A 26,426-nucleotide genomic window follows, 5' to 3' on the forward strand; every position below is an offset into this window, starting at 1 on the left:
GCGGGGTGCGGCATCCCGTCGTAGCATGTCAGCCATGCAGAAAGCGTTTACCGGCACGATACGCGTGATCGAGGGCCCGCGTCCCGCACGCTCCGTGCTGCGCCTTCTCGCACGACGTCCCGGCCGCATGACGGTGGCGATCCTGGCGTTCGCGATGAAGGAGGTGCCGCTGTGGTTCCTGCCGGTCGTGACCGCCGAGATCATCGACATCGTCGCCACCGGCGGGTCGGTGACGACCGTGCTCATCTGGTTCGGGATCGCGGCGATCCTGCTGCTGCAGAACTACCCGAACCACATCGTCTACACGCGCAACTTCATGACGGTGGTGCGCGACACCGGCGCCGATCTGCGCAACGCCCTCGCGGCGCGCCTGCAGAGCCTGTCGATCGGGTACCACACGCGGGTGAGCGCCTCGATCGTGCAGACCAAGGTCGTCCGCGACGTCGAGAACATCGAGCTCATGCTGCAGCAGGTGACCCACCCGCTGCTGTCGTCGATCATGGTGCTCATCGGCGCGATCGCGATGACGGCGATCGCCGTGCCGCAGTTCCTTCCGGTGTACGCCCTCGCCGTGCCGATCGCGCTCGTGCTGCGCTGGGCGCTCAGCCGCCGGTCGCGGGCGCGCAACGAGACCTTCCGGCGCGAGGTCGAGGGGTTCGCCGCGCGAGTGGGCGAGATGGCCTCGCTGATCCCGGTCACCCGCGCCCACGGGCTCGAGAGCACCGCGGTCTCGCGTGTGGCCACCGGCGCCGACGGGGTGCGCCGCGCGGGTCTTCACCTCGACATGCTGAACGGGCACGTGGCCTCGATCTCGTGGGTCACGATGCAGCTGCTCGGCGTCACGTGCCTCATGCTCGCCGCCGTGTTCTCGCTCACCGGCATCCTTCCGATCACCCCCGGCGAGGTCGTGCTGCTGTCGACGTACTTCGCGCTGCTGACGCAGGGGCTGACGTCGCTGCTCATGCTGATCCCGGTCGGCGCCCGCGGTCTGGAATCCATGCGCTCGATCTCTGAGGTGCTGCAGGAGCCCGACCTCGAGCAGAACGCCGGCAAGCGCGAGGTGGCCGCCGTGGGCGGTCATCTGCAGCTCGAGGCGGTCACGCACCGCTACGACGGCGCCGACCGCGACGCCGTCCGCGACGTCACCCTCGACATCCCGCCCGGCCGCACCGTCGCCTTCGTGGGGTCGTCCGGCTCGGGAAAGTCGACGATGCTCAATCTCGTGCTGGGGTTCGTGCGACCGACATCCGGCCGCATCCTGCTCGACGGCGACGACATGCAGGAACTCGACCTGCGCACCGTCCGTCGCTCCGTCTCGGTCGTGCCGCAGGAATCGGTGCTGTTCGAGGGGACGATCCGCGAGAACATCGCCTACGGCCTCGACGACCCCTCGGACGAGCGGCTGCGCGCCGCGCTCCAGGACGCCAACGCCCTGGAGTTCGTCGACAGCCTGCCCGACGGGTGGAACACCGTCGTGGGCGAGCGCGGAGCGCGACTGTCGGGCGGCCAGCGTCAGCGGCTGGCGATCGCCCGCGCTCTCGTGCGGGATCCCCGCATCCTGCTGCTGGACGAGGCGACGTCCGCCCTCGACCCGGAGTCCGAAGAGCTCGTGAAGGACGCCCTGACGCGGCTCATGCGCGGGCGCACGACGCTGGTGGTCGCCCACCGCCTGTCCACGATCCGCCAGGCCGACACGATCGTGGTGCTCGAGCACGGCTCGATCGTCGAGCAGGGCGGCCATGAGGAGCTTCTCGCCCGGCGCGGCCGCTACGCGCAGCTGCACGCGACGCAGGCGGGGCTGCCCCGGTAGACGCGGGCGCTACACGCAGCACGGCACGAGCCCGCAGGCGGGATAGCGCTTTCCAGCCTGAGCCCGTAGGCTGGATGCCGGCACCCTCCGGCCGCCTCGAAGGAGACACGACCGCATGATCCAGACCCTCCGCTGCGCCCTCGTCGGCACCGGGGCGGTGGCCAATCTGCATGCCCAGGCCGTCGCGGCCCATCCCCGCGCCGAACTCGTCGCCGTGACCGACATCTCGCCGGACGCCGCCCGCGACTTCGCCGCGCGCCACGGGATCGCCGCCGTGCACGACGACCTCGCGTCGCTGCTGGCCGCCGAGCGTCCCGACGTCGTGCTGATCTGCACACCCCCGGGGGTCCACCGCGAGCAGACGGTGGCCGCCTTCGCCGCCGGCGCCCACGTCGTCGTTGAGAAACCCCCCGCACCGAGCCTGGACGAGCTCGACAAGATGCGCGCGGCCGCCGACGCCGCGGGGAAGCAGCTCGCCGTGGTGTTCCAGCAGCGCACCGGCACCGCCGCGGCGCACGTCAAGCGCCTCCTCGACTCGGGCGCGCTCGGCCGCCCGCTCCTGGCCCAGTGCCAGACCCTATGGTTCCGCGACGCCGGCTACTTCGCCGTGCCGTGGCGCGGGAAGTGGGAGACCGAGGGCGGCGGGACGACGCTCGGTCACGGCATCCACCAGCTCGACCTGCTCGCATTCCTGCTCGGAGACTGGGCGCGCGTCGAGGCGCGCCTGTGGCGCCTCGACCGCGAGACCGAGACCGAGGACGCCTCGACCGCGACGGTCCTGTTCGAGCGGGGCGTGGTCGCCCAGGTGGTCGCCAGCGCGGTCTCGCCGCGTGAGACGAGCTCGCTCCGCATCGACACGCAGCGGGCGACGGTGACCGTCGACCATCTGTACGGCCACGGCCACGAGAACTGGTCGCTCACCCCCGCGCCGGGGTTCGAGACCGACGCCGCGGCGTGGGCCTTCCCCGAGGCCGAGGAGCGCAGCGATCACGGCCCGCTCCTGCGCGACGTGTTCGACGCGATCCTGGACGAGCAGCCGCTGCCGCCCACGGCCGACGCCCCCGCCCGTTCGCTCGAACTCGTCGCGGCGATCTACGCCTCGGCGGACGCCGATGGACGCCCCGTCACCCCCGCCGACCTCGCGACCCACCCCACGCACCGGCGCGGCTTCGCCAGCCCGGTCACCGACCTTCGTCCCTGACGTGATCGATCCGAGCCCCATCGCTCCTGCCGGCCCCGCTCCGGGCGAGATCTACCGCGACCCGATCTACGACGGCGCCACCGACCCGACGGTCGTCCACGACCCGGCGACCGGGTGGTGGATGTTCTACACCCAGCGCCGGGCCGATCATCCCGATCCCGGCCCCGGTGTGGCGTGGGTTCACGGCAGCCGTGTCGGAGTGGCCCAGAGTCCAGACGGCCTGCGCTGGGACTATGCGGGCACCCTCGAGCCCGACGCCGCCGGTCTGCGTCTCGACCCCGACGGCCCGCCGGTCACCGTCGCCGAGACCCACTGGGCGCCGGAGGTCGTGCACGACGGCAGCCGCTGGCGGATGTACCTGACCGAGATCGACGGCATCCCCTGGCAGTGGGCCGGGCATCCGCGCCGCATCGTCGAGTACTCCTCCGGCGACCTCATGTCCTGGACGCGGGGGGCGCCACTGACGCTCGACAGCGACCGCGTCATCGACGCCGCCGTCACCCGCTGCCCCGACGGGCTGGCGGCTCTGGTACAAGGACGAGGCCGCCGGTTCGGTGATGAAGGTCGCGGCATCCGATGATCTGGGCTCGTGGCGCGGCGAAGGCACCGCGATAGCGGGCAGACCCCACGAGGGCCCGCACGTGTTCTCGCTCGGCGGGGTGTGGTGGATGCTCACCGACGAGTGGCGCGGCATGGCCGTGTACCGCTCGACGGACACCGTCTCGTGGGAGCGTCAGGGCGGGCCCGATGCGGTGATCCTCGGTGAGAGCGGCCCCGCCGCCGAGGGGGTGCAGGTCGGACGCCACGGCATGGCGGTCGTGCGGGCCGACGCCGCACTGCTGTACTACTTCACCCACCCCTGGTGGGACGGCAGCGAGATCGAGGACGCCGATGCCGGCCTCGCCCGCCGCAGCGCCGTGCACGTGGCGAGGCTGCGCATCGTCGACGGCACGCTCGTCTGCGACCGCTGACCCCGCTCGGGCTACTCCTCGGGGAGGTGCGCGCCGATCAGGGCCAGGTTCTGGATCGCGGCGAGCCCGTACTGCGCGGCGTCGTTCGTCGACACACTCGGGGCCTCGTCGACGGGACGCAGCACCTCGGGGCCCTCGATCCGACGGATGACGAGGTCGCGCCGGTGCACCAGCCACTCGCCGATCCCCTCGAACGCCTCCCACGCGCGGGCGGCGAGCGCGTCGTCGCCCGTCGCGGCGGCGGCGTAGGCGGTCAGGCGGCTGTGCGCCTGCTCGAGATGGATGCCGGTGAGCGCAGCCCCGACGACGGCGGCCTGTTGCTCGGGGGTCGACAGATAGAGCCGGCAGTAGTGGACCCACGCGTCCCGGAACCCCGGGACGTCGACGAGCGAGATCAGCTCGCTGCACACCTCGACGAGCCCGAACACGGCGCTCAGGTGCGAGACGGAGATCTGGTCGCGCGCGGTGTCGAAGCGGCCGGCGTCGATGTCGTAGAGGGCCTCGCCGGTGAGGAAGCCGTGCGGGAGGGCCGCGATGTCGGCCATCGTCCCCAGCAGCCGGTCCCGGGACCGCTCGTTGCCGGTGCGCTCCCAGTCCGCGAGCCACGTCGCGGCCAGCGCGCCCCAGTCCGTTCCGAGCCCCACGGCCAGCGCGCCCCGGTCGGGGCGGTAGGTCGCGGCATCCGGCCGGACCTTGCGCGTGGGATCGGTGTCGAGGAACCGCTCGTCGCTGTCGCGGAGCTCGGTGAGGAGGTCGCCGATGCGCTCGTCTGCGGTGAGGTAGTGCAGGAACCGGCGGTAGATCGGGCTCGAGATCCGCAGCTGCTTCGCACTGCATCCCCAGTGCTGCACGTTGTGCCGTGACCCCAGCCCCTTCCACCGCCCGAGGTGGTAGACGTCGACCTCGCCGGTGTGGCGGGTCATCGCCTCGGCGAGACGGAAGACGTCCGCGCGACCGGTGCGCAGATAGGAGTACCACAGCCACAGGTCCGGCGAGAGCTCGCTGTTGTCCCAGGCGTAGCCGCCCACGTCGTAGCGCCATACGTGCCGGTCGGGATCGTAGGCGTGCATGACGTCGCCGTAGTTCCAGAATCCATACCACCGCCGCTGGTCGACCTGACCGAGATAGAAGCCCAGCAGCACGTCGATGCTGTCCTCGATCTCGGCGCGCACGGGAGTCGAGCGGTCGGCGGGTGCCCAGTCGCCGAACACACCCACGGCGTGCAGGTGCTCGGGGGTCGGCTGCAGCAGCGGGGGTCGCTGCAGCTGGGCGACCTCGTCGGCCGCCCGCTCGATCGACGGCGTCGCGTCGTACGCGAACAGGGTGAGCTCGTGCGTGCGGGCGATCCCGTGGGCGTCGCCGAACCCGGGCTCGTAGTCCTCGTACGTGATCTCGAGACCTTCGAGCTGGGTCGCGAAATCGTCCTGTCCGAGACCGTCGTGGTAGAACCGCACGTCCATCGGCTGGGCCTCGGGCGCGTACAGCCACGCGGTCACCTCGGCCGAGGTCCCCGCCATCCCCCTGACATCGAGCTGGCCGGGGTGCGACTGCCAGAACGATCGGATGCCGATGCCCAGGCCTCCCTCGGGGTCGGTGATCGCCGCATATCCTTCGGCTCGGGTGCCGGCGGCGGCGTCGATCCACGCGTGGCCGGGCGCGGTGCGCTTGCGGATGCCGAAGCCGTCGGCGCTGAGCTGGGTGAGCGTGACGTCGCCCCACGCGGGGATGAGGTCGAGCCGGCCGGACACCTCGGGGTTCCACCGGTCGAGCGGCGGGGTCCGCTCGCCGCGGATCTGCGCCGCCCGCACCTCGGGCCCCGGGTCGCGGCGGAGCCCCGTCAGGCCGCGCACCGCCTCGGCGAAGAACCCGCCGTCGGCGCCGGCGAGGCGCACGTGCCGGTCGTGCAGCGGGGCGCGCAGCGGGACGTCGGCCCGCAGGCCGTAGCCCGCGAGGAAGTCCGTGTCGGCATCGCCGTCCCAGACCATCGTGTGGACGAGCCGCACCGCGTGGGAACCGGCCATCGCGACCGCACGCACGGTGAAGGGCAGCCACTGCCGGTCGCCGGCCTCGGCACGGTGCACGCCGTCGATGCGGACGACCGCACGCACCGGTCCGCGCTGCTCCACCTCGACTGCGGTGACACGCGAGCGGAACGCGGCGCGCGTCAGTGTGCCGTCGCCCTCGGGCATCCCGTCCTGCAGCAGGCTCACCAAACGCACGTTCTCGGCGACGACACGCGCGCCGCGCGACAGCCGGCGGAGCAGCACGTCGACGTCGCGTCCGGCGCCGGGCAGCTCGAACTCCAGCCGCGCGGCACCGGTGTCGACGACCACCCCGTCGTCCGTCTCGTCGACGCGGACGCCCGGCTCGGGGACGGGAGCGTGGGATGCGGCATCCGCGACGATCTCGTAGTCACCGGGCGACGCGGTGGCGCCCAGGGCGGCTCCCGCCCATTTCAGCGTCCCGTCCGGCCAGGTGGCCAGCGGCCAGAACTGTCCCGCGGCCGCCGCGCCTCCGACCGGGCGCAGCCGCAGATCGGCGGCCGAGGTCACGGCGCCGCGCGGCAGGGGCACGCCCCACGTGGCACCGGCCGGCAGGTCGGCGGGCGGTGCGTCGTCGAGCCACCGGAGCGGAACGGTGACGGCGGGATCGGTCATAGCGAATGCACCTCGAGATTGCGGTAGGCGGCGGTCAGCGGAGACATCTGGCGGAACCCGAGGCGGCCGCCGCGGACGTGCGGGCCGGTCGACTCGTCGTCGGTCCAGGCGAACAGGGGCAGCCCGTCGATCGAGAAGGCGACGCGGGCGCCGTCCTTCACGACGTCGACGCGGTAGAACGCCTCGCGGGCATCGACGACCGGAGGCAGCGGGTCGGCGCCCTGGGCCACCAGGTGGAAGCCGGGCGACTTGCGCAGGTTGCAGGTGTGGAAGGCGCGTTCATCCTCCCAGCGACGGCGGAAGTACGACACGTGGAGCGTGCGGATGTCGCCCGAGTGGTACTGCGGGTACGCGCCCGTCCGCGGAGCCAGCCCGGGGTCGAAGATCCCCCCGCCGGAGGCCGCGGACGCCGCGAAGAAGAGCATCGCCAGGCCGGGCTCCTGCCGAGGTGAGAACTCCCACGAGATGCGGATGCCGTCGCCGAACTCCTCGGGACACCACAGCGTCCAATGGTCGTCGAACCCGCCCGCGCTCGAGAGCAGCAGCGCGTCCCCGGCGGCGCGGGCGGCCACCGGGCCCTCGGCGATCCAGTCGGAGATGTCGGCCGGGTCGCGCAGCAGGTTGCGGTACAGCAGGCTCGTCATCCCTTCACCGAGCCGATCAGCATCCCCTTCGCGAAGTGCTTCTGCAGGAAGGGGTAGAACAGCACGATCGGCAGGGTCGCGACGATGATCACGGCGAACTTGATGCCCTGCGCGGGCGGCAGCTGGGTCGGGTCCTGCTCGACCACCGACAGGTCGGTCGCGACCGTCACCTGGCGCAGGAACATCTGCAGCGTCCACATCGAGCTGTCGTTGAGATACAGCAGCGGCGACATGAAGTCGTTCCAGATGCCGACGGCGTAGAAGAGGGCGAACGTCGCCAGCACGGGCTTGGACAGCGGCAGGATGATGCTCCACAGCGTCTGCAGCTCGTTGGCGCCGTCGATCTTCGCGGACTCCTCCAGCTCGCCGGGCAGCTGCTGGAAGAAGTTCTTGATGATGATCAGGCTGAACGGGTTGATCGCCATCGGGAGGATGAGCGCCCAGTAGTTGTTCAGCAGGCCCAGGTCCTTCACGACCAGGAACGTCGGGATCATGCCACCGGAGAACACCATGGTGAACACGATGAGCGAGAGGATGATCCGTCCTCCCGGCAGGTTCGCCTTGCTCAGCGGGTAGGCCATCGTGGCCGTCAGCATGAGCTGCACCAGGGTCCCGACCGCCGTGACGGCGATCGTGGTGATCATGGCGCGGACGAACGCGGGGCTGGTGAAGATCGACTCGTACGCGCGCAGCGAGAACGTCTCGGGCCACAGGAAGAACGATCGCGTCGCCAGCTCCGCCTCGGTGGCGAACGAGCCCGCGAGGACGTAGACGAAGGGCACCAGCGCGACGACGGCGACCGCGATCATGAGCGCGACGTTGAAGACGTCGAAGACGCGTCCCGCCGGGGTGTTGAAGCGGTACTTCTCGCGAGCCATCAGAAGATTCCCGTCTGGTTGAACCGCCGCGCCAGCCAGTTGGCGCCGAAGATGAGCACGACGCCCACGACGGCCTTGAAGAGGCCGACGGCGGTGCTGTAGCTGTAGGAGCCCTGGGTGATGCCCATGAAGTAGACGTACGTGTCGAACACGTCGGCCACCGAGCGGTTGAGCGAGTTGGTCATGAGGTAGATCTGCTCGAAGCCGGTGTTGAGCACCTGCCCCATCTGCAGCACGAGCATGACGACGACGGTCGGCATGATCGAGGGAAGGGTGATGTGCCACACGCGCTGGAACCGGCCCGCCCCGTCGATGATGGCCGCCTCGTACTGGGCCTGGTCGACGCCGGCCAGGGCTGCGAGGAAGATGATCGTTCCCCAGCCGGTGTTCTTCCAGATGTCCTGCAGCACGATGATGGGCCGGAACCACGCGGGGTCGGCGAGGAAGTTCACGTCTGTGCCCAGCATCCCGTTGATCAGCTGGAACAGGGGCCCGACGTCGAGGGCGAACAGCAGGTAGGTGAGCGAGGCCACCACCGTCCACGACAGGAAGTGCGGGATGTAGATGAGCGTCTGGACGGTGCGCTTGAGCACCATGAGGCGCATCTCGTTCAGCAGCAGAGCCACGATGATCGTCAGCGGGAACGCGATGAGCAGGCTCAGCAGCGCGAGGATCAGCGTATTGGCCAGCAGCCGCGGGAAGTCGGGGCTGGCGAAGAAGTCCTCGAAGTGGCGGAAGCCCACCCACGGGCTCTCGGCGATGCCGAGGAAGGGGACGTAGTCCTTGAACGCGATCACTGCGCCGAACATCGGCCAGTAGCGGAACAGGACGAAGTAGATGATCCCCGGGATCAGCAGCAGGTACAGCCACTTGAACTGCGTGAAGTGCACGCGCACACCGCGTCGGCGGCGCGTCCGCTTCTCGACGGTGATCGTCTCGGTCGCCGTCACGGCGTTGTCGAGCGTGGTGGTCATGGGATGCCTCTCGATGAGACCGGGGCGACGATGACGTCACCGTCGCCCCGGTCGTCGATCAGGAGTCGGCGCCGGCCAGCTCGTTGATCTCGGTGATCACCTGGTCGCCGCCGCTGGAGCGCCACAGCTCCACGGCGTCCTGAAGCCCGGCGAGGTCGAGCTGTCCCGCGATGTACTGGATGCGGGCATCCGAGACGATCGTGTCGAGCTGCGCGCCCTTCGACACGTACGTGGGAGACACGTACGGGGCCGACGGGTCGAACTCGGCCGACTCCAGGTCGGACGCCTCGATCGCCTTGCGCTTGTCGTACATCTCCTGCTCGTACTCGGACGGCTGCTTGGGCAGGTAGCCCTGGAACCCGGTGACGTTCATCCCGAGCTGGGCGAAGCTCATGACCGTGTCCTTGAGGGTCTGCGGCGCGTCGTCGACGGCGACCGCGAGGTCGCCCTCGAGCGTGTAGGTCTCACCCTCGATGCCGTTGTTGAGCAGGGGCCCGACCTCTTCGGAGTTGAGGTCGTTGAGCACCTCGAGCACGGCCCGAAGCTCGGCCTCGGTGCGCACCTTGGCCTTGGGCACGGCGAGGAAGCCGCTGTAGCCGGTGGTGGGAAGCGCGTGGAGCTCACCGTCGGGGCCGATGAGGTTGCCGGTGACGTCGACGTAGTCCTGGAAGTTCTCGGGGTCGGACTCCTTGAACAGGCTCATCAGCACACCGGCGCGCGAGTGCACGTCGAGGATGATGCCGCCCTTGCCGTTGAGGAAGGGCTCGTTCCAGTTGGCCGAGTCGAACGTGGCGAAGTCGGCGTTCACGACGCCGTCCTCGACGAGCTGACGCTCGAACTGGACCGCCTCGAGCCACTCGTCGGTGGTGAAGTTCGGCACGAGCTCGCCGTCCCGCTCGGTCCAGCGGTTGCCGGCGCCGTACCAGGTCTCGATCGCGTCCCAGGGGCTGTTCGTCCCGATGGTGCCCGGCCACTTCGGCACGATGATGCCGTACGTGTCGTCCTGGCCGTTGCCGTCGGGGTCGTCCTCGGTGAAGGCGGTCGCGACCTCGCGCAGCTCTTCGGTCGTGGTCGGCATCTCGAGGCCGAGGTTCTGCAGCCAGTCCTTGCGGATGATGACCGCCTCGCGCATCACGTCGCGGGCGCGGAAGATCCCGTACACCTTGCCGTTGACGCTGGATGCCTGCTGCACCTCGGGGAAGGTGGTGTCGAGGTTCGGGTAGTCGCCGAGGTAGTCGGTGAGATCCCAGAACGCACCCGCTTCGGCGTTGCGCACGAAGCCCGGGTCCTTGCCCTGGATCACCATGACGTGGGGCAGGTCGTCGCCGGCCAGGGTGATGTTGACCTTGTCGCCGTAGGACGAGTTGGGCACCCACGTGATGTCGAGGTCGACCCCGATCTCCTCTTCGATGGCGACCTCGAGCTCGTTGCCTTCCTCGGGGGCGTTGGTCACGAGGTAGGGGGCCATGATCTCGACGCTGTCGAGTTCGGCGGCTTCCTCGCCGCCGCCCGCCGAACACCCCGCGAGGGCGAGGGCGGCGACGGTGGCCACGCCGATTCCGGTGATCTTCCTGCTGTGCTTCATGAGGAGCTCCTTCGTTCCGTGTGTCGTTCGATCAGGTGGTGGGTACGGGGGCGGCCGCCTCGGCGAGCCGTCGGTCGTTGGCGGCGAAGAACGCCACGCAGAGAGTCGTGCTCGCGGTGATCCAGGCACCGAGCGAGACGAACGGGATGAGGCCGGGCAGCAGCAGGCTCGCGGTGACGACCACGACGGCCGCGAGCACCAGCAGCGAGATGTGAGGGAGGTTGCCGAGGGTGAATCGACTGGCCGTCACGAGGTAGGCCGTCCGGGGCAGGTCGTAGTGGGCGAACATCGACACGGCGACGGTCGTGATCGCCGCGGCGAGACACGAGGCCCCGATCACCACCACGGCGATGGGCGTGCCGAGTGCGCCGGCCTGCGCCACGGAGAGGATGCCGAACCCCAGCATCCCGGTGATGGCGAAAGCGGGCCCCAGCGCGACATTGGCCGCGACGAACTCGCGGCGCCACGCACGCGCGAAGGTCCGCAGCGCCGGGAACGCCTCGCCGCGCAGGCGACGCCGGGTGAGCTCGGCCGCGGCGGCGGAGGCCGGTGCGACACCGAGGACGACGCCACCGAGAAGGGCGAACCCGTACCAGAGGGCGTTGACCGTGATGATCCACGTCACCCACTCGAAGGCGCCGTGAAGCCGAACGGCCCAGCCGGTGCCGGGCGCGCCCGCCGTCGTGCTCGTGCTCATTCGATCTCCGTCGATGGAACGTGTGGCACCGCCGTCGGTACCCAGGAATACGTTTTCCGGAGAACCGTAGCCCGAGTATTGAAACGAGTCAACCCGGGCCGTGCGGATCTCACCGGACCTTCACACGCCCCATCGGTGCCGTTATCGGATCGTGTCCGGGCAGGCCGAAGAAGTGGTTGCGAAACGTTTTTTCACCCGGTACGGTAGCGGGCAAGCGCTTTCCAGCACCCGGAGACTCATGCAGTCCCCTGTACACAGGACGCGCCTGCACCGCACCAACGGACAACGAACGTCGCGAGCGGAAGAATCGAACGCAGACGTTCAGGAGAGGACAAGGATGTTCAGCAAGAAGCGGACTTTCGCCGCCGTCGCACTCGCGACGGGCGCAGCCGTCGCTTTGGCCGGATGCGCCGGAGGCGGCGCTGAGCCGGCCGGCACGCTCGACCCCGAAGAGGAAGTCAGCCTGGATCTGGCGTTCTGGGGCAACGACGTGCGCGCCGAGCTCTACAACGAAGCCGTCGCGGCGTTCGAGGAGGAATACCCGAACATCTCGGTGAGCACCACCTTCCTGGGCTTCCCCGAGTTCTGGGAGAAGCGTCAGACCGAGGCGGCGGGCGGCAACCTGCCCGACGTCATGCAGTTCGACTACTCGTACCTGCGCCAGTACTCCGAGAACGGCCTGCTGCTCGAGCTCGACCCGTTCCTGGGCGGCATCATCGAGACCGACCCGCTGCCGCAGAACATCCTCGACATCGGCGTGGTCGCCGACGCCACCTATGGCATCGCGACCTCGACCAACGCATGGGGCCTGTTCACCAACCCCGTCCTGCTCGAAGAAGCAGGCGTCGAAGAGTTCGCCGGCGGGTCGTGGGAGGACTACACCGACTGGATGAGCGAGATCACCGACGCCGCGGGCGGCGAGTTCTGGGGCGGCGGCGACTACACCGGCCGCATCCAGAACTTCGAGCTCCAGCTGCGCTCCGAGGGCTCGTACCTCTTCAGCGAGGACGGCGAGCCCGGCTTCGACGAGGCGCGCCTCACCGAGTTCTGGGAGTCGGGCCAGCCCATCCGCGACGGCATCGGCATCCCGCAGCAGACCGCTGAGGAGCTCGCCCCGCTGGGCGCCTTCGACACGGCCAACACCGCCAGCGAGCTGACCTGGGACAACTTCGGCGCCGGCTACCTCGGCAACCTCGGCGAGGGCTACACCGAGCTCGGCCTGGTCGCCCCGCCCGTCACCGTCGAGGGCGCCCAGGACCTGTACCTGAAGCCGTCGATGCTGCACGCGATCGCCGCGAACACCGAGCACCCCGAGGCCGCCGCCACCCTGGTGAACTTCCTGGTGAACTCGCCCCAGTCCGGTGAGATCTTCGGCACGAACCGCGGCCTCCCGGCCTCGGAGACCGCGCTCGAGGCCGCCGAGCTCGACCCGCTCAGCCAGCAGGTGCGCGACTACGAGGCGTCGATCGCCGACCGTCTGGGCGACGCCCCGCCGGTGCCGATCGTCGGCTACGGCACGCTCGAGGAGAAGTTCCGTCAGCTCGGCGTCGAGCTGAACTTCGGGACGATCACGGTGGAAGAGGCTGTCTCGCAGTTCTTCACCGAGATGGACGTCGTCCTCAACTCGTAATCCCTTCCGGGGGCGCGGATGCTGCGGCTGCGCGCCCCCGGACCCCACGCCCCTCCGGGGTCGACCCGAGAACCTTCCGATCTGGAGAACAACGTGAGCACGACAGCCACGAGAGTGATCGTCACCGGCGAGAAGTCCTCGCGCGGAGGCCTGCTGCGCAAGTCCCGACCCGAGGCCGGCGGCGAGCGTCCGGGCCTCAAGCGGCGGGCGCGTCGGGAGACCCTCGCGGGGTACGGGTTCCTGGTGCCGTGGCTGGTGGGGTTCTTCGGGTTGACGATCATCCCGATGGTGTACTCGCTGTATCTGTCGTTCACCCGGTACAACATCTTCCAGCCGCCGCGGTGGGTGGGGTTGGACAACTATGTGCGGTTGTTCACGAACGACCCGAACTTCATCCAGTCCGCCCAGATCACCCTGGTGTACGTGCTGGTGGGTACCCCGATCACCCTGGCCGCTGCCCTCGGTGTGGCGATGCTGCTGAACTACCGCGACAAGGGTGCGGGGTTCTTCCGGTCGGCGTTCTACGCCCCGTCGCTGATCGGCGGGTCGGTGAGTGTGGCGATCGTGTGGCGGGCGATGTTCGCCGGCGACGGCCCCGTCGACACCTCGCTGTCCTTCTTCGGCATCGACTTGGGCGGGTGGATCGGCAACCCCGACCTGGTGCTGCCGGCGATGATCATCCTCGCGGTGTGGCAGTTCGGGGCGACCATGGTCATCTTCCTCGCCGGCCTGAAGCAGATCCCCAAGGAACTCTACGAAGCAGCCGAGATGGACGGCGCGAACGCGTTCCACCGGTTCCGTGCGGTGACCTTGCCGATGCTGTCCCCGGTGATCTTCTTCAACCTGCTGCTGGGCCTGATCGGCGCGTTCCAGGTCTTCGCGTCGGCATACATCATCAGCAACGGCTCGGGCGGCCCGGCCGGGATGACCAACTTCATCACCCTCTACCTCTACAAGCGCGGCTTCGCCGACGGTCAGATGGGCTACGCCGCCGCGATCGCGTGGGTGCTGCTGGTCGTGGTGGCCATCATCGCCTTCTTCCTCTTCCGCACCCAGCGCAACTGGGTGCACTACTCCGGAGACAACCGATGAGCACTTCCAACGCCGCGACGACCTCGGCCGCCGCATCGACCCCCGTGTTCGCCGCCCAGCAGACCACCCCGGTCCCGCCCACCAAGCGCAAGGTCAAGCGCAAGACCTGGCAGACCGCGATCTGGCTGGTCGCGCTGATGGCGATCACCGCGATCGTGCTCTACCCCCTGGTATGGCTGCTGTTCTCGACCTTCAAGCCCAACGCCGAGTTCGGGCAGAACCCCGGCATCCTCCCGGACAACCCCACCATCGACAACTACCTCAAAGTCGCCGAAGGCATCGCCGGGGTGCCGATGTGGAAGTTCTTCTGGAACAGCTTCGCCCTGGCCGCCCTCGCCGTCATCGGCACCGTGCTCTCCTCAGCCCTGGCCGCGTACGCCTTCGCCCGCATCCAGTTCAAGGGCCTGGCGATCTTCTTCGCCGCGATGATCGGCACCCTGCTGCTGCCCTTCCACGTCGTGATCATCCCCCAGTACATCCTGTTCAACAACCTCGGCCTCGTCGACACCTTCTGGCCCCTCGTCCTGCCGAAATTCCTCGCCACCGAAGCGTTCTTCGTGTTCCTCCTCGTCCAATTCATGCGGCAGATGCCCCGCGACATGGACGAAGCCGCCCGCATCGACGGCGCCGGACACATCCGCATCTTCTGGGCCATCATCCTGCCCCTGATCAAACCCGCCCTCATCACCTGCGCGATCTTCGCGTTCATCTGGTCCTGGAACGACTTCCTCGGCCCCCTCCTTTACCTCACCAGCCCCGAGAACTACCCCCTCCCCATCGCCCTCCGCCTCTACAACGACCAGACCTCCACCAGCGACTACGGCGCCACCGTCACCGCGTCCTTCGTCGCGCTCATCCCCGTCCTGCTCTTCTTCATCGTCTTCCAGCGCTTCCTGGTCGACGGTGTCGCCACCCAGGGCCTCAAGGGCTGACCCCGCCGAGAGCGAGGAACCACGATGGACCGCAAGGAGCACCGCGCCGCGAAGCGCGCCGACCGCGACGGGTCGGGACCGACACTGCAGGAGCGCCCTGCGGAGCGGTTCCCCGGCGCGACGGCGAAGTTCGCCCTCTTCGGCGAGGTGCTCCAGGTCGGTCTGCTGGTGACGCTGGTGTCACTGCCCCTGGTCACCCTGCCCGCGGCGCTGGTGGCCGGCATCCGTCACCTGCGCCGGTACGTGCACGCCGAGGGCTCGCCGCTCTCGGCGTTCTGGGCCGACCTCCGCCGTGCATTGCTCGGCGGCTCGCTGGTCGGTCTCGTGGCGGTCGTCCTCGCCGGCATCCTCGTCCTCGACATCGACCTCGCCCGATCCGGAGCCCTCCCCGGCGGCCCCGCGGTCGAGGTCGTCGGCTGGGTGGGGCTGACAGTCGTCGCCGTGGCGGTGCTCGCCGCGGCCGGCCGATGGGAGCCCGCCACCGGGTGGCGCGTCGCCGTACGGTCCGTCCCCCGCGCCGTCGCGGCAGATGTCCCCGGCGCGCTCTACCTCGCCGCCACAGCGGGCTTCGTCGTCGTGGTGACGTGGGTGCTGGTGCCCCTCGTGGTGCCGGCCCTGGGCTGCGCCGCCCTCGCGGTCGTGGCCATCCCGGAGCGTCCGCGTCGCGGCATCCGCTGACCGAGGCCCCTCCCCTTCGACCATCCGATCCTTCGCGACCCCTCAGGAGAAGACTCCGTGCTGTACGGCGCCGACTACAACCCCGACCAGTGGCCGGAGGAGGTGTGGGACGAGGACGTCCGCCTCATGCGCGAAGCCCGCGTCAACATCGTCAGCCTCGGCATCTTCGCGTGGTCGCGGATCCAGCCGCGCGAAGGCGTGTGGGACTTCGCCTGGCTCGACTCCGTGATCGACAAGCTGCACGCCGGCGGGATCGGCGTGAACCTCGCCACCGCGACGGCCTCGCCCCCGCCGTGGGTGAGCGCGAACTATCCCGAGACGCTGCCGGCCGACGAGAGCGGCGCGTCGTACTGGCCGGGAAGCCGCCAGCACTTCGCGCCGTCGTCGCCGACCTACCGACGCCTGGCGGGCGAGCTCGTGCGGCGTCTCGCCGAGCGGTACGTCGGCCACCCGGGCGTGGTGATGTGGCATGTCGGCAACGAGTACGGATGCCATCTGTGGATGGATTTCTCGGATGCCGCCCGCGACGCCTACCGGGACTGGCTGGCCCGCCGCTACGAGCGCATCGAGGTGCTCAACGACGCGTGGGGCACGAGCTTCTGGTCGCAGCGGTACGGATCGTTCGACGAGATCTTCCCGCCACGGCTCGCCCCCTACAGCCACAACCCGTCGTCGATGCTGGACTGGCGCCGCTTCACCAGCGACATGCTGCTGGAGTGCTACCTCATGGAGCGCGAGATCCTCCTCGCGGCCGGTGCGACCCAGCCCATCACCACCAACTTCATGGGGCCGTTCAAACCCGCCGACTACCGCCGGTGGGCGCCCTTCATGGACGTCATCGCCGACGACTGCTATCCCGATCCGACCAACCCGCACCGCGTGCGTGACGCCGCCTTCCAACGCGACCTCATCCGCTCGCTGAAGCCGGGCACCCCGTGGATCCTCATGGAGCAGGCGACGGATGCCGTGAACTGGCGTCCATCCAACCCCGGCAAGGCCGCCGGCATGCTGGCCGCCGAGACCGCGCAGTCGATCGGTCGCGGCGCCGACGGCATCATGTTCTTCCAGTGGCGGCAGTCCCGTGCGGGCAGCGAGAAGTTCCACTCGGCGATGCTCCCCCACGCCGGCACCCGGACGAAGACGTGGCAGGCGGTGACCGACCTCGGCGCCCAGCTGGCGGCGCTCGGCGAGTTGCCCGCACCCGGCCGCGACGCGCGGGCCGCCCTCGTCTTCGACTGGGAGAACTGGTGGGCCGTCGAAGAGCGGGACCACCCGGTGCAGCTGGACTATCTCGCGATGTCGCTGGAGTGGTACGGGGCACTGCACCGCCGCGGCATCATGGTCGACATCGTGGGCCCCGAAGAGGTGGACGACGGCTACGACCTCGTCCTCGCCCCCGCCCTGTATCTGCTGCCCGAGGCCGGCGCCGCCGCGCTCACCGCATTCGTCGAGGGCGGCGGAACGCTGCTCACCGGCCCCTTCACCGACATCGTCGACGAGCACGACCAGTTCCGGCCCGGAGGATTCGTCACCCAGCTGGGCGGCGCGCTCGGCATCCGCTTCGAGGACTTCGGCGCGCTCGGCGGCGCCTCGACCGGGGGCATGGGCGTCGGCGCGCAGTCCGCGGGCGTCACGTCCGGCACGGGCGAGACCATCGGCTTCACCGTGGACGGCATCGAGGTGCGGGGCACGCTCGTCGCCGAGGTCGTCGAGCCCGTGGGCGCCGAGGTTCTCGCCACGTTCGCCGAAGGCCGGTCGGCGGGGCACCCCGCCGTCACGCGCCATCGTCACGGCGCCGGCGAGGCCTGGTACGTCGCGACGATGCCCGATCCCGCCGGAGTGGATGCGCTCGTCGGGGCGGTGGTCGCAGCATCCGGAGTCGAGCCCGTCATCGCCGCGCTGCCCGCTCAGGTCGAGGTGGCTCGCCGGGGCGACCTGGTCACCGTCATCAACCACGGCGACCGCGCGGTCGACCTCGAGCTCGACGCCACCGACGTCGAATCCGGCGAGCGCGTGACGCGGCGGACCCTCGAGCCCCAGGGCGTGCTGTTCGCCCGTGTGGCGTCGCCGAGCGCGTCGGCGGGTGCGGACTCCGTCACCCGCCCGGGCGCTGCCGTTCCGGCTGACGCTCTCGCCGCGACGTGACGCGCGCCTCGGATCCGGGGGCGACCGCGGGTCGTTCCCTGATCGAGGCGATGGATGCCGCGGGCCGCAGCACGGCGCCGATGATGCGCTGGTGGTGGTTCGGGCCCGACGTCGTCGTGTCCGAGCTCGACCGGGAGTTGACCGCCATGGCGGATGCCGGGATCGGCGGCGTCGAGGTGGCGGCGGTGTACCCGCTCACGGCCACCTCGCCGCCCTTCCTGGGCGAGCAGCATCGCCGCGCGCTCCGTTTCGCCGCCGAGCGCGCGGGAGAACTGGGGCTGCGGTTCGATCTGACGCTCGGCAGCGGCTGGCCGTACGGCGGTCCGCACATCGACGCGACCGTCGCCGCCCGCCGGTTGGAGTGGGTCGAGCTGACGGTTCCGGCCGCGGGAGTCCGCACGGCGATCCCCGTCGAGCCGGGCGATGAGCCCGTCGCCGCCTTCGTCATGGACGAGGGCGGCACGCGCCAGCGCGTGCCGCTGGACGGCGGCGTGGTCGTGCTCGATCCGCACGGGTCCGCCCGGCGCGTCCGCGTCGCGGTCTCGAAGCTCACCGGCCAGCAGGTCAAGCGCGCCTCGGCCGGCGCCGAGGGTCCGGTGCTCGATCACTGCTCGCGCGACGCTCTCGAGCGGCACCTGCGGGCGGTGGGCGAACCTCTCGTCGAAGCCGCCGGTGCGGCCAGCATCCACTCGGTGTTCTGCGACAGCCTCGAGGCCTTCCACGCCGACTGGACGCCGGCCCTGCCGGAGGAGTTCCGCACCCGGCGGGGCTACGACCTGCTCGATGAGCTGTGGCTCCTCGACGAGGCGGGGCCGCGCGCCGAGCGGGTCCGCGCCGATCGCCTGCGGACCCTGACCGAACTGGTCGAGGAGAACTTCATCGCCCCGCTCGCGCAGTGGGCGGACGACCGCGGGCTCCGGCTGCGCATCCAGGCGTACGGCGAGCCTCCTGTCTCGGTGAGCAGCTACCGGCATGCGCACGAGTTCGAGGGCGAGAGCTGGGGATGGAACCGGGTCACGCCCGGCCGCTGGGCGTCGTCCGCGGCGAGCCTGCACCGTCGCCCCGTCGTCTCGGCCGAGACCTGGACGTGGGTGCACTCGCCGTCGTTCCGCGCCACGCCGTTGGACCTCGTCGCGGAGGCGCATGATCACCTGCTGTCGGGCGTCAACCAGTTCGTCGGTCACGGGTGGCCCTACTCGCCGCCGGACGCCGACGGCCTCGGGTGGTTCTTCTATGCCGCCGGATGCCTGGACGACCGCAACCCGTGGTGGCGCGCGATGCCCGAGCTCACCCGCTATCTGGCGAGGCTGTCGTGGCTGATGCGGCAGGGCCGCCCCTTCCGCCAGGTTGCGCTGTACCTCCCGACCGCCGATGCCGCCTTCGCCAGGACGCAGGACGCCGGCGGCATCGACCTGCTCCGCCGCTGCCGCGCGCACATCGGAGACGCGATCCCCGCGGCGATCCGCGCGGCCGGCGCCGACTTCGACCTGGTCGACGACACCGCGCTGAAGCGACTCGACCCATCGGCGTACCCCATCGTCGTCCTCCCGCATGTCGGCACTGTCGACGACGACACGGCGGCGTGGCTGCGCGCGGCGATCGCGGCGGGCGCGGATGTGGTTCGCGTGGGCGGCGGGGTCGAGCTGGGACGCGCGCTCGACCCGACCGGTCTCGGCTCCGAACTCGCGCGCCGGGCTCCGCTCGGCGAGCCGCCCGCCGGCGTCGGCGTCGCAGTGCGCGAGATGGGCGGCGTCCGCGTTCACCTCATCGTCAACACCACGCCCCAACGGCTCGACTGGACCCTCGGCGCGGGTCGCTCGCTGGAGGTGTGGCACGCGGCATCCGGAACGCTGCTGTCGCGGGCGGGAGCCGAGGGCACAACGCGGGTCGTGCTGGAGCCGTTCGACGCGGTGGTCGCGACGACGGTCAGCGGCGCATCCGGGTCGCCCGCCCCCGGGTCGCTCGAGCGCCGCGCGGCGGACGCCGGCGCCGACGCAGGCGGCCCCGCGGTGCCGACGACCACCGACCGGAAGCTCCTCGACGGCCACTGGACCGTCGCGGCCGGAACCGGGCCGGCGCGTGCGATCCGCCTGCCGCACCGCTGGGAGGAGGACGCCGCCCTGCGGAACCACTCCGGTACGGCGGTCTATCAGCGCACGATCGTGCTCGAGCACTCCGCGCGCGCGGTGATCGACTTCGGCGACGGGGTCGATCTGGGCGGCATCCCATGGGAGGCGTCGGGCCCGTCCTTCCGGGCGGCCTACGCCCCGCCGATCGGCGAGATCGCCGTCGTGGTGGTCGACGGGAACGAAGCGGGCGTCGCGTGGCGCCCGCCGTACCGCGTCGACCTCGGCGTCCTCGGCGCCGGCGCGCACACCCTGCGGATCGCCGTGTCGAACACCGCGGCGAGCGCCCTGGCCGCCGACCCGCACGTCGAGGGGCGCGCCCGCGAGGCCGCCCGGTCGTGGGGCGAGCGATTCGTGTTCCAGGACCTCGACATCGCCACCGCCGACACCTCATCCGGCATGCTCACCGTCCCCGTCCTCACGCTGCACCCGGCCTGACCGACGCACGGAGGCGGACGGTCACCCTCGTCCTCGAGATGCGGGCCTCTCACCCGCTCCGCACGACCAGCTCGGGCGCCACCGCCACAGCCGTCGTCGCCCGCGCTCCCTCCGTAAAAGGGGCGAGCGCCAGCCGCACGGCCTCGGCGCCGACCCGGCGGGCGGGCATCGCGACGGTCGTGACCCGGCCGAGCGACCGGGCCGCAACCGCATCGTCGAAGCCGATCACGGAGACTGCCCCGGTCACCCCCGGCGGTCGCTCCCGCAGCGCCCGGAGCACATCGAGCACGGCCGCGTCGGTCAGGCTGACGATCGCGGTCGGCGGGGAGCCGTCACGCAGCAGCCGCGCCGCCTGCTCGTGCGGGTCGGGCGCGGCGGCCGCCCCCGCCCACCCCTCGATGAGCTCGACCGGCGTCGCGGACCGCTGATCGGCCGCCACCGTGCACCCGGCCAGGCGGAGGCCGACGCGCACCGACTGCGCGAGGTCTGCGACGAGGCCGATGCGGACATGCCCGAGCGTGCGCAGGTGGTCGATCGCGAGGAAGCCGCCCGCAGCCTCGGCGGCACCCACCCGCGCGACCGCGTCGGCCGTGGGGCCACGGCCGACGCCCGCGTTCAGGGTGACGATGACCAGGCGGATGCCGCGCGCTCGCAGCACGGCCTGCGCGCGCGTGCCGGGATCCCCGAACACGATGACCGCCACCGGGGCGCGGCGGAGGCAGCCGCGCAGCCAGCGGACATCGCCGTCGGCGCCGGGCCCGCTGACGAGGATGGTCGTGCACGCGGCTGCGGACAGCGCCCGCTGGATCCCGTCGATCACCTCGACCGCCGAGGCGTCCCGGACCGCGCCACGGACGACCTCGACCACGTCGGCGCCGCGCGTCCGGGGCCCGCGAACGTATCCGCTCGTCTGCAGCGCGCGCTCCACACGCGCCCGCGTGCCCGGAGCGACGTCAGCGGCGCCGTTGAGGACCTTCGACGCCGTCGTGATCGACACCCCGACATCCTCCGCGATGCCGGCGAGCGTCACCCGGCGCGCCACACCTCACCGTCCGGCGCCGTCGACTCCGGTGGCACTGCGCAGCACCGCGGCGAGGGGTTCGCGAACGCGGCATCGCTCGAAGGCGAAGGCGTCCGGCAGCTCGCCGGCCCGTGCGGCATCGACCCCCTCGAAGGCCCGCGCGAAATCGCCGACCATCGCCTCGGCCAGCATGACGTGGCGGACGTGCCCGTGGATCCACCGCCGCGCGCCCCACGGGTAGGGCTGGAAGTCGGGGAACTCGGCTTCGAACAGCCGCTCGATCGGCTCCAGGATCGTGCGGACCCCGGCATCCGTCGAGCCCCAGGAATCCACCCCGAGTCGCGCCTTCTTCTCGAGCACCGGGGCCAGGCGGCGCAGGTACTCGGACTCGGGGTCCGCGGTGAGCACGCCCTGCAGCCCGATGTCCTTGAAGGTCCACAGCGCCCAGCTGGCCTCGTGCCGCGCGTAGATCTCCAGCTGGTCCGCCAGCAGCCTCGACCGCTCCTCGTCCCGCGCCGGGTCGCCGGTGTAGACCGGCCCGAACTCCCCGACCCAGATCGGCGTCCCCGTCTCGCGCATGTAGCGGGTGCGCTCGAGGAAGGTCTCCTCCACACGATCGCGGTCCACGTACTGGCCTCGGCTGATGCCGGGATAGGGGCCGCCGTCGGCGAATCCGGGCAGCGCGTAGTCGTGCGCGGTGTAGACGCAGTTGGGCATGGGGTCGCCCAGCTGATCGAACTGCGTGGAGTAGCGATTGCCGTCGAGGAACAGGATGTGGTCGGGGTCCACGGCCCGGATGGCAGCCTCGAGACGCTCGTAGAACGGGCGGATCGTGGCACCGACGGCATCCGCAGGCTCGTTCACCGGGTTGTAGCCGGCCACCCAGGGGTTGTCCCGGTAGTGGGCGGCCACATGCTCCCACAGGTTCACCACGCGATCCTGGAACTGGCGCTGACTCCAGAAGCTCGCCCACTGGGTGGGGTTGTCGCTGTGCCAATGCTGGTTCTGCGCCCCGGGCAGGGCGTGCAGGTCGAGGATCGTGTAGATGCCGTGCCGCGCGCATGCGTCGACGACGGAATCCAGCAGGCGGAAGCCCTCCTCCTTGATGACGAACGGGGCGTCGTCGTCCTCGAAGTGGCGGTAGTTGAACGGGATGCGCAGCGAGTTGAGGCCGAGTCCGCGCAGGAATGCCGCATCGGCGTCGGTGAAGAACGCCGACAGGAACCGATCGAAGAAGCGTGCGTAGCCGTCCTCGCCCAGCACCGCCTGCAGCGCCCGGCGCTGCTGGGACTCCGTTCCCGGGTAGCCGGTGATGAAGTTCTCCATGTTCATCCAGCCGCCGAGGCCGAAGCCGCGCAGCGTCACCGGCGTCGAGCCGTCGACGATCCGCGTCCCGTCCACCCGCAGCATCCCCGTGGCCGAGCCCGTCACGACAGCTCCAGCGCCGTCCATGACACGGGCGGCAGGGTGATGGTGACGGTGCCGTCGACGAGGCGGGCCGAGGTGTTGTCGCGGAGCCCGACCCGCTCCGGCTCCGCGAGCGTGTTGGCCGCGTGCATGTCGTCGTCGTACAGCGATCGGGCCGAGTCGATGGATGCCGCCGCAAGCAGTCCCGCGTCGATGTCGACGGTGATCTCGTCGGTCAGACTGCGGTTGACCAGGAACACCGCGGAGCGCGCGGACTCGGCGTCGTGCGTGGCGACCGCGTCCACCAGGGGCACTTCGCCGTACGCGGCGGTGTCGTAGGTCGGACTGTCGAGCTTGAGCTCGAGGCTCACGCCGCGGGCGAGCGCCGAGGTGACGGCGAACGGGAAGAAGGTCGTCTGCCGCCACGCCTGGCCACCGGGCTCGGTCATGATCGGCGCGATGACGTTGACCAGCTGCGCGAGCGAAGCTGCCGTCACGCGGTCGGCGTGGCGGACGAGCGAGATCAGGAGGTTGCCCAGGACGACGGCGTCGACGACGGTGTAGACGTCCTCGAGCAGACGAGGAGCCACGGGCCAGTGCTCGGCGTCGGTGATCTTGTCGACCTCGTTGAAGCGCGACTGGTACCAGACGTTCCACTCGTCGAACGAGATGTTCATCGTCTTGCTGCTGCCGCGCACCGCCTTCACGTGGTCGGCGGTCGCGATCACCGATTCGATGAACCGGTCCATGTTCACCGCCGAGGCGAGGAAGCTCCCGTAGTCCCCGTCCTTGGGTTCGTAGTAGGCGTGGCACGAGATGTAGTCGACGTCGTCGTAGGTCTCGTTCAGGACCACGCGCTCCCACGTCCCGAACGTCGGCATCTGCGCGCTCGAGCTGCCGCACACGACGAGCTCGAGATCGGGGTCGATCTGGCGCATCGCCCGCGCGGTCTTGCCCGCGAGCTGGGCGTAGTCCTCGGCTGTGCCGTGACCGAGCTGCCACGGACCGTCCATCTCGTTGCCGAGACACCACATCCGGATGCCGTGGGGCTCGGTCGTCCCGTTGCCGACGCGCTGATCCGACAGCGCCGTACCCGAACGCAGGTTGGCGTACTCGAGGACATCGAGGGCGTCCTGCACTCCACGGGTACCGAGGTTCACGGCGTACATCAGCTCGCCGCCGACCTTGTCCATCCACCGCGCGAACTCGTCCAGGCCGACCTCGTTGGTCTCGGTCGAGTGCCAGGCCAGGTCCAGGCGACGAGGGCGCTGCTCACGCGGACCCACCCCGTCCTCCCAGCGATACCCCGAGACGAAGTTGCCGCCGGGATAGCGGACGGTCGTCACGCCGAGTTCGCGGACGAGCTCGATGACGTCCGCGCGGAAGCCGTCCTCATCGGCGCGAGGATGCCCGGGTTCGTAGATGCCGTCGTAGACGCAGCGGCCGAGGTGTTCGACGAAGGAGCCGAACACCCGGCGGTCGACGCGTCCGACGACGAACGACGGATCGATGGTGAGGTGGGCGCGGGTCATGGATGTCTCTGATCTGGTAGGTGGGAAGGTCGGGGGCGGAGTCACCGAAGGCGCGGCCTGCGGAGTCGCATCGTCGGAAGCGGCCGTCACTTGAGGCTGCCGATGGACAGACCGCCCTGCCAGTACTTCTGGAGGGTGAGGAACGCGATCACCAGCGGGATCACCGAGACCAGCGAGCCGAGGATGATGATGCTCCACAGCGACGTGCCGCCGGCGTTGTTGGCCGAGGCGATCCCCTGCCACAGCCCGATGCCGACGGTGACCGGGTACAGCCGGTTGTCCGACAGCATCGCCAGCGGCAGGAAGTAGTTGTTCCACGACGCCACCGTCGACAGCAGCAGGACCGTGACGATGGCCGGGCGGAGCATGGGCAGAGCCACCTGCAGGAAGATCCGCAGCTCGCCCGCACCGTCGACGCGGCCGGCGTCCAGCAGCTCGTCGGGCACCGCCTCGCGCGCATAGACGTGCATGAGGTACACGCCGAAGGGGTTGAGCAGCGACGGCAGGATGACGGCCCAGATCGTGTTGGTGATGCCCAGCTGCGAGAACATGATGAAGGTCGGGATGACCAGCGCCGTGGTCGGGACCATGACCGATCCCAGCAGCACCGAGAAGGCCAGCCGGCGTCCGCCGAAGCGGTATTTGGCGAAGCCGTAGCCTGCGGCCACCGCCAGGACCGTCGCCCCGATGCCGCCGGTGACGGCGTAGAGGGCGGAGTTGAGCAGCCAGCGGGCGTAGATGCCGTCCTGGAAGCTGAAGAGCTGGGCCAGATTGCCCCAGTAGTCGATCTCTTCGGCGAACCAGAGGGCGCTCCCCCCGCCGAACAGCCCGGCGGCGTTCTTGGAGCCGTTGACGATGACCCACCAGAACGGGATCAGGAAGTAGACGAGCAGGAAGCCGAGGAGCACCTGCAGGGGAAGGTGGCGGTTGCGCCTGCGCGTGGCCGGGCGGATCGCGGTGGTGGTGGTCATGAGAGGAAGCCCCCGCGCTTTCGGGTGAGGAACATGAACAGGTACACGCACACGAACACGACCGCGCCGAGGGCGAACGAGATGGCCGAGCCGTAGTTGTAGTTGGCCAGCGCGAACGCCTGCTGGAACGCGTACATGTTGGGCGTGAAGTCGGCGCTGATGGCGCCCGCCGCCAGATACCGGAGGATCTGCGGCTCATTGAAGAACTGCAGCGTGCCGATGAGGGCGAAGACCAGGATCAGCACGAGCGCCGGCGCGATCAGCGGGATCTTGATGCGCAGCACCATCTGCCACTGGCTCGCGCCGTCGATGCGCGCCGCCTCGTAGAGGGTCGGGTCGATCCCCTGAAGTGCCGCGTAGAGGATGATCATGTAGTACCCGGCCCACTGCCACGTGACGATGTTGAGCAGGCCGAAGAAGATGAGATCGCGGCTGAGGAAGTCGGGGCCCACGGCGCCGAACATCCCGAACAGCTCGGCGAGCGGACCGAAGCTCTTGCTGTACAGGAATCCCCACATCAGTGCGCCGATGACGGCCGGGATCGCGTAGGGCAGGAAGATCATCAGCCTCGAGAAGCGCGCGAAACGGGTGGTGACGACGTCGAGGATGAGGGCGACCGCCAGCGAGACGGCCATCTGCAGCGGGATGAGGACGATCGAGAAGCGGACGACGAACCACACGCCGTCGAGGAAGTTCTGATCGGTGAACGCTTTGACGTAGTTGTCGAAGAGGACGAAGCGCGTACCTCCGATCAGCTGGTTCTGGAAGAGGCTGAGGTACAGCGCGTACAGCAGCGGCGCGACGAGGAACGCCAGGAACACCAGCGCGAAGGGCGAGACGAACGCCCATCCCACGGCGCTCTGCCGCGAGGGGCGTCGAGTGCGCCGGGAGGTGCGGGTCGGGCGGTCGATATCCGAGGGCGCGCCCTCGGCGAGGTCAACGGTCATGGGGGGATCTTTCGTTTCGGTGCCGAACGAGGCTCACGGGCCGAACGAGGCTCCTGAGCCGATCGAGGCTCGTGGGCCGGCCCGCCGGGG

At 70.1% G+C, this 26,426-nt stretch carries 21 protein-coding genes; 10 read left to right on the top strand and 11 right to left on the bottom strand.

Annotated features, from left to right (window positions below; translation table 11 throughout):
* Positions 1–34: 34 nt before the first annotated feature.
* From NFR93_RS08550 to NFR93_RS08565, 4 genes are all read left to right on the top strand, one after another.
* Entirely contained in the window at positions 35–1,810 is a 1,776-nt protein-coding gene (locus NFR93_RS08550) for an ABC transporter ATP-binding protein (protein ID WP_251452008.1), read from the top strand.
* A 115-nt stretch (positions 1,811–1,925) separates the two neighbouring features.
* Entirely contained in the window at positions 1,926–3,011 is a 1,086-nt protein-coding gene (locus tag NFR93_RS08555; RefSeq protein ID WP_251452010.1) for a Gfo/Idh/MocA family protein, read from the top strand.
* 1 nt (position 3,012) lies between these two features.
* Complete coding sequence (locus tag NFR93_RS08560) at positions 3,013–3,591, top strand: glycoside hydrolase family protein (protein ID WP_251452012.1); 579 nt, start codon at positions 3,013–3,015, stop codon at positions 3,589–3,591.
* Entirely contained in the window at positions 3,569–3,982 is a 414-nt protein-coding gene (locus NFR93_RS08565) for a glycoside hydrolase family protein (RefSeq protein WP_251452014.1), read from the top strand. The genes NFR93_RS08560 and NFR93_RS08565 overlap by 23 nt, the downstream gene beginning before the upstream one ends.
* A gap of 11 nt (positions 3,983–3,993) precedes the next feature.
* Here the strand turns inward: NFR93_RS08565 and NFR93_RS08570 are convergent, their stop codons facing one another.
* Genes NFR93_RS08570 through NFR93_RS08595 form a run of 6 tightly spaced genes read right to left on the bottom strand, consistent with a single transcriptional unit; the run spans position 3,994 to position 11,417 of the window.
* Positions 3,994–6,639, bottom strand: coding sequence for an exo-rhamnogalacturonan lyase family protein (locus NFR93_RS08570; RefSeq protein ID WP_251452027.1), 2,646 nt, complete (start codon positions 6,637–6,639; stop codon positions 3,994–3,996).
* Positions 6,636–7,283 (bottom strand): DUF1961 family protein, encoded by a 648-nt coding sequence (locus NFR93_RS08575; protein ID WP_251452030.1) that lies wholly within the window; start codon positions 7,281–7,283, stop codon positions 6,636–6,638. Before NFR93_RS08575 ends, NFR93_RS08570 begins: the two co-directional genes overlap by 4 nt.
* Positions 7,280–8,161, bottom strand: a complete 882-nt coding sequence (locus tag NFR93_RS08580; RefSeq protein ID WP_251452032.1) for a carbohydrate ABC transporter permease — start codon at positions 8,159–8,161, stop codon at positions 7,280–7,282. Before NFR93_RS08580 ends, NFR93_RS08575 begins: the two co-directional genes overlap by 4 nt.
* Positions 8,161–9,135, bottom strand: a complete 975-nt coding sequence (locus tag NFR93_RS08585; protein ID WP_251452034.1) for an ABC transporter permease — start codon at positions 9,133–9,135, stop codon at positions 8,161–8,163. Before NFR93_RS08585 ends, NFR93_RS08580 begins: the two co-directional genes overlap by 1 nt.
* 58 nt (positions 9,136–9,193) lie before the next feature.
* The gene (locus NFR93_RS08590; RefSeq protein WP_251452037.1) at positions 9,194–10,720 is read right to left on the bottom strand and encodes an extracellular solute-binding protein; all 1,527 of its coding nucleotides are present in this window, start codon (positions 10,718–10,720) and stop codon (positions 9,194–9,196) included.
* Positions 10,721–10,751: 31 nt separating this feature from the next.
* A complete protein-coding gene (locus NFR93_RS08595) occupies positions 10,752–11,417 on the bottom strand; it encodes a YesL family protein (RefSeq protein ID WP_251452039.1) in 666 nt (221 codons plus the stop codon).
* Between the two features lie 337 nt (positions 11,418–11,754).
* Between NFR93_RS08595 and NFR93_RS08600 the strand changes: the two genes are divergently transcribed.
* The 6 genes from NFR93_RS08600 (at position 11,755) to NFR93_RS08625 (ending at position 20,458) form a co-directional block, all read left to right on the top strand.
* Complete coding sequence (locus NFR93_RS08600) at positions 11,755–13,047, top strand: ABC transporter substrate-binding protein (RefSeq protein ID WP_251452043.1); 1,293 nt, start codon at positions 11,755–11,757, stop codon at positions 13,045–13,047.
* A 93-nt stretch (positions 13,048–13,140) separates the two neighbouring features.
* Positions 13,141–14,139 carry a carbohydrate ABC transporter permease gene (locus tag NFR93_RS08605; protein ID WP_251452046.1) on the top strand — a complete coding sequence of 333 codons (999 nt, stop codon included), beginning with the start codon at positions 13,141–13,143 and terminating at the stop codon, positions 14,137–14,139.
* Positions 14,136–15,071 carry a carbohydrate ABC transporter permease gene (locus tag NFR93_RS08610; protein ID WP_251452047.1) on the top strand — a complete coding sequence of 312 codons (936 nt, stop codon included), beginning with the start codon at positions 14,136–14,138 and terminating at the stop codon, positions 15,069–15,071. Before NFR93_RS08605 ends, NFR93_RS08610 begins: the two co-directional genes overlap by 4 nt.
* A gap of 24 nt (positions 15,072–15,095) precedes the next feature.
* The gene (locus tag NFR93_RS08615) at positions 15,096–15,749 is read left to right on the top strand and encodes a DUF624 domain-containing protein (RefSeq protein WP_251452049.1); all 654 of its coding nucleotides are present in this window, start codon (positions 15,096–15,098) and stop codon (positions 15,747–15,749) included.
* A gap of 57 nt (positions 15,750–15,806) precedes the next feature.
* The gene (locus tag NFR93_RS08620) at positions 15,807–17,894 is read left to right on the top strand and encodes a beta-galactosidase (RefSeq protein ID WP_251452051.1); all 2,088 of its coding nucleotides are present in this window, start codon (positions 15,807–15,809) and stop codon (positions 17,892–17,894) included.
* Positions 17,891–20,458, top strand: a complete 2,568-nt coding sequence (locus tag NFR93_RS08625; protein ID WP_251452053.1) for a glycosyl hydrolase — start codon at positions 17,891–17,893, stop codon at positions 20,456–20,458. Before NFR93_RS08620 ends, NFR93_RS08625 begins: the two co-directional genes overlap by 4 nt.
* A 49-nt stretch (positions 20,459–20,507) precedes the next feature.
* On the opposite strand, the gene NFR93_RS08630 is transcribed toward NFR93_RS08625, so the two are convergent.
* The 5 genes from NFR93_RS08630 to NFR93_RS08650 all read right to left on the bottom strand — a co-directional run bounded on the left by NFR93_RS08630 (position 20,508) and on the right by NFR93_RS08650 (position 26,336).
* On the bottom strand, positions 20,508–21,500 hold the full coding sequence (locus tag NFR93_RS08630; RefSeq protein ID WP_353049907.1) for a LacI family DNA-binding transcriptional regulator: 993 nt from the start codon (positions 21,498–21,500) through the stop codon (positions 20,508–20,510).
* Between the two features lie 3 nt (positions 21,501–21,503).
* Entirely contained in the window at positions 21,504–22,910 is a 1,407-nt protein-coding gene (locus NFR93_RS08635; protein ID WP_251452064.1) for a glycoside hydrolase family 5 protein, read from the bottom strand.
* A complete protein-coding gene (arfA, locus tag NFR93_RS08640) occupies positions 22,907–24,418 on the bottom strand; it encodes an arabinosylfuranosidase ArfA (RefSeq protein ID WP_251452066.1) in 1,512 nt (503 codons plus the stop codon). The genes NFR93_RS08635 and arfA overlap by 4 nt, the downstream gene beginning before the upstream one ends.
* Positions 24,419–24,504: 86 nt before the next feature.
* Positions 24,505–25,389, bottom strand: coding sequence for a carbohydrate ABC transporter permease (locus tag NFR93_RS08645; protein ID WP_251452068.1), 885 nt, complete (start codon positions 25,387–25,389; stop codon positions 24,505–24,507).
* Positions 25,386–26,336, bottom strand: a complete 951-nt coding sequence (locus tag NFR93_RS08650) for a carbohydrate ABC transporter permease (RefSeq protein ID WP_251452070.1) — start codon at positions 26,334–26,336, stop codon at positions 25,386–25,388. Before NFR93_RS08650 ends, NFR93_RS08645 begins: the two co-directional genes overlap by 4 nt.
* Positions 26,337–26,426: the final 90 nt, after the last annotated feature.

Origin of the sequence: Microbacterium sp. Marseille-Q6648, assembly GCF_943181415.1 — a bacterium.
Taxonomy (GTDB): Bacteria; Actinomycetota; Actinomycetes; order Actinomycetales; family Microbacteriaceae; genus Microbacterium.

Bases quoted from the DNA above. Each gene is read 5' to 3' on its own strand.
- NFR93_RS08595 (WP_251452039.1), bottom strand. From the start codon at position 11,417: ATGAGCACGAGCACGACGGCGGGCGCGCCCGGCACCGGCTGGGCCGTT.
- NFR93_RS08565 (WP_251452014.1), top strand. From the start codon at position 3,569: ATGAAGGTCGCGGCATCCGATGATCTGGGCTCGTGGCGCGGCGAAGGC.
- NFR93_RS08550 (WP_251452008.1), top strand. From the start codon at position 35: ATGCAGAAAGCGTTTACCGGCACGATACGCGTGATCGAGGGCCCGCGT.
- NFR93_RS08575 (WP_251452030.1), bottom strand. From the start codon at position 7,283: ATGACGAGCCTGCTGTACCGCAACCTGCTGCGCGACCCGGCCGACATC.
- NFR93_RS08580 (WP_251452032.1), bottom strand. From the start codon at position 8,161: ATGGCTCGCGAGAAGTACCGCTTCAACACCCCGGCGGGACGCGTCTTC.
- NFR93_RS08600 (WP_251452043.1), top strand. From the start codon at position 11,755: ATGTTCAGCAAGAAGCGGACTTTCGCCGCCGTCGCACTCGCGACGGGC.
- NFR93_RS08610 (WP_251452047.1), top strand. From the start codon at position 14,136: ATGAGCACTTCCAACGCCGCGACGACCTCGGCCGCCGCATCGACCCCC.
- NFR93_RS08615 (WP_251452049.1), top strand. From the start codon at position 15,096: ATGGACCGCAAGGAGCACCGCGCCGCGAAGCGCGCCGACCGCGACGGG.
- NFR93_RS08585 (WP_251452034.1), bottom strand. From the start codon at position 9,135: ATGACCACCACGCTCGACAACGCCGTGACGGCGACCGAGACGATCACC.
- NFR93_RS08650 (WP_251452070.1), bottom strand. From the start codon at position 26,336: ATGACCGTTGACCTCGCCGAGGGCGCGCCCTCGGATATCGACCGCCCG.
- NFR93_RS08645 (WP_251452068.1), bottom strand. From the start codon at position 25,389: ATGACCACCACCACCGCGATCCGCCCGGCCACGCGCAGGCGCAACCGC.
- arfA (WP_251452066.1), bottom strand. From the start codon at position 24,418: ATGACCCGCGCCCACCTCACCATCGATCCGTCGTTCGTCGTCGGACGC.
- NFR93_RS08555 (WP_251452010.1), top strand. From the start codon at position 1,926: ATGATCCAGACCCTCCGCTGCGCCCTCGTCGGCACCGGGGCGGTGGCC.
- NFR93_RS08590 (WP_251452037.1), bottom strand. From the start codon at position 10,720: ATGAAGCACAGCAGGAAGATCACCGGAATCGGCGTGGCCACCGTCGCC.
- NFR93_RS08570 (WP_251452027.1), bottom strand. From the start codon at position 6,639: ATGACCGATCCCGCCGTCACCGTTCCGCTCCGGTGGCTCGACGACGCA.